This window comes from Paraburkholderia sp. SIMBA_030 (assembly GCF_046535245.1).
Classification (GTDB): domain Bacteria; phylum Pseudomonadota; class Gammaproteobacteria; order Burkholderiales; family Burkholderiaceae; genus Paraburkholderia.
In genome coordinates this window covers 1-327 of record NZ_JAWRXB010000207.1, presented here as the reverse complement: position 1 = coordinate 327, position 327 = coordinate 1, and the positions used below count along the sequence as shown (strand labels likewise).

The following is a 327-nucleotide window of genomic DNA, read 5'->3' as shown; positions in this document are numbered from 1 at the left end:
CTTTACGATGTGCGCGCTTTCCGTGTGATCGTGCGCGACATCAAGGATTGCTACACGGTGCTGGGCATCGTGCACAACCTCTGGCAGCCGGTGCCGCGCGAGTTCGACGACTACATCTCGCGTCCCAAGCCTAATGGGTATCGCTCGCTGCATACGGTTGTGGTCGGCGACGACGGGCGCGCCTTCGAAGTGCAGATCCGCACCCAGGAAATGCATCAGTTCGCGGAATACGGCGTGGCCGCGCACTGGCGCTACAAGGAAGCGGGCACGAAGGGCTACGGCGGCCAGTTCAGCGCGAGCAGCAGCTACGACGAGAAGATCGCCTGG

The 327-nt window shown here is 62.7% G+C and carries 1 pseudogene; it reads left to right on the top strand.

Features of this window, described 5'->3' with window-relative positions:
- Positions 1 to 327 (top strand): annotated as a pseudogene (locus SB772_RS39695) (GTP pyrophosphokinase); the annotation flags it as partial.